This is a genomic window from Neisseria sp. HMSC067H09, assembly GCF_001814135.1.
GTDB lineage: Bacteria > Pseudomonadota > Gammaproteobacteria > Burkholderiales > Neisseriaceae > Neisseria.
In genome coordinates this window covers 1-1,224 of record NZ_KV814872.1, presented here as the reverse complement: position 1 = coordinate 1,224, position 1,224 = coordinate 1, and the positions used below count along the sequence as shown (strand labels likewise).

Below are 1,224 nucleotides of genomic sequence, written 5' to 3'. Positions count from 1 at the left end.
TACATTATACGAATTTGGACTATCGTCCGCCTTTGTATGGCAAATTTCCTGCATTTTTAAAGTACCAATTAGATTTAGTCATTAGCCTGAAATGTTCTGATTTTATCCGCTCCCTGTCCTGCTCCCTACATCTTCGGTATTCAAGTCCGGTAATGATTTCCATTGGGTCGCATCGCATGACTTCGGCGATGTCAAGTATCACGGCAAGCGGCAAACGTAGTCTGTCGCGTCTGTATTGAGATACTTCAGACGCTGAAACATCCCATCTTTTTGACAGTGCATAATCGGATCTGATACGTAAGCGCCCTTTTGCCAAGTCTAACCAGTCTTTTTGAGTAAACATAATAAAATCAAAGCCTTGTTTAATCATGTAATTTAAATACTACTATGATTAGACAAGGCTCGCTATTTGAGCATAGGCTCACTGTGTTTTTTCGTCAGTTTCAAGGTCAATGATTTCAAATTCTCCAAGTTCTCCAAGGTTTTTTCCCGTGAAAGCTTCGCAAATTCTTGGATGAGGAGATGTGATGTCCTTATAGCAATTATATTCTGCTTGCATTCCGTATCCGTATCCGACAAACCAACTAATAAGCAGGCAAAGGATGAAAAGCAGCGTTTTCAACGCTTTTTTCCACATCATCAATCCTTTATTGTGATTTCGCCGTCGTCGCCGATGTGGGCGCGTTTGATGGCTTCGTTTAGGAGGATATGGGCAAGCTCGCTGTCCTTAAGCGGTTCGCGCCCAAGCTGTATCAGTTTCTTATTGGCATTGATGGCAAGCCGTCTAATGCTTTCTTCCTGCTCTTCTTTGATTCTCAGTGATTTCATGCGTCATTTTTCCTAAAACTTTTATGAAATATAAAACAAGGCTTTACTTGTTAACAAGCATACTTGTCTTGTGCATATTTGCATACATGAATACAATTACCAAAATTGCATACATGAATGCAAATAACAGTTATGTGTTGTAAAAAGGTCAAAACATGAAAAACCAACGTAGCGCAAAAGTAATACAGGAAAAGGCGGGCTGGCGGGTTGAGTGTCGTGAACATGATATTTTGCTCCATACGCTTTATTTTGATCTCCGATCTGAAGTTTTAGCCTTGTCTCGTGCAGAAATGTGGGTGGCTGCGGGTGTAGCTTTGTCTGTTTCATACGGTGTGCCTAAGAAAGATTTGGGGTGTATCGATGAGTAATTTAGGGGCTTGGGATAATCCCCCCCCC

4 protein-coding genes are annotated in these 1,224 nt (G+C 41.3%); 1 reads left to right on the top strand and 3 read right to left on the bottom strand.

Going from position 1 to position 1,224, the window contains the following annotated elements; all coding sequences use genetic code 11:
• Positions 1-19 precede the first annotated feature (19 nt).
• The 3 genes from HMPREF2954_RS11385 to HMPREF2954_RS02805 all read right to left on the bottom strand — a co-directional run bounded on the left by HMPREF2954_RS11385 (position 20) and on the right by HMPREF2954_RS02805 (position 828).
• Positions 20-343: a helix-turn-helix domain-containing protein gene (locus HMPREF2954_RS11385; RefSeq protein WP_082054490.1), complete on the bottom strand. Its 324-nt coding sequence runs from the start codon at positions 341-343 to the stop codon at positions 20-22.
• Between the two features lie 78 nt (positions 344-421).
• The gene (locus HMPREF2954_RS02810) at positions 422-637 is read right to left on the bottom strand and encodes a hypothetical protein (protein WP_070688989.1); all 216 of its coding nucleotides are present in this window, start codon (positions 635-637) and stop codon (positions 422-424) included.
• A 2-nt stretch (positions 638-639) separates the two neighbouring features.
• Complete coding sequence (locus HMPREF2954_RS02805; protein ID WP_070688988.1) at positions 640-828, bottom strand: hypothetical protein; 189 nt, start codon at positions 826-828, stop codon at positions 640-642.
• Positions 829-983: 155 nt separating this feature from the next.
• Here HMPREF2954_RS02805 and HMPREF2954_RS02800 point away from each other — a divergent pair, with 155 nt between their 5' ends.
• Entirely contained in the window at positions 984-1,196 is a 213-nt protein-coding gene (locus tag HMPREF2954_RS02800; protein WP_049227482.1) for a hypothetical protein, read from the top strand.
• Positions 1,197-1,224 lie beyond the last annotated feature (28 nt).

Bases quoted from the DNA above. Each gene is read 5' to 3' on its own strand.
- HMPREF2954_RS02805 (WP_070688988.1), bottom strand. From the start codon at position 828: ATGAAATCACTGAGAATCAAAGAAGAGCAGGAAGAAAGCATTAGACGG.
- HMPREF2954_RS11385 (WP_082054490.1), bottom strand. From the start codon at position 343: ATGTTTACTCAAAAAGACTGGTTAGACTTGGCAAAAGGGCGCTTACGT.
- HMPREF2954_RS02800 (WP_049227482.1), top strand. From the start codon at position 984: ATGAAAAACCAACGTAGCGCAAAAGTAATACAGGAAAAGGCGGGCTGG.
- HMPREF2954_RS02810 (WP_070688989.1), bottom strand. From the start codon at position 637: ATGTGGAAAAAAGCGTTGAAAACGCTGCTTTTCATCCTTTGCCTGCTT.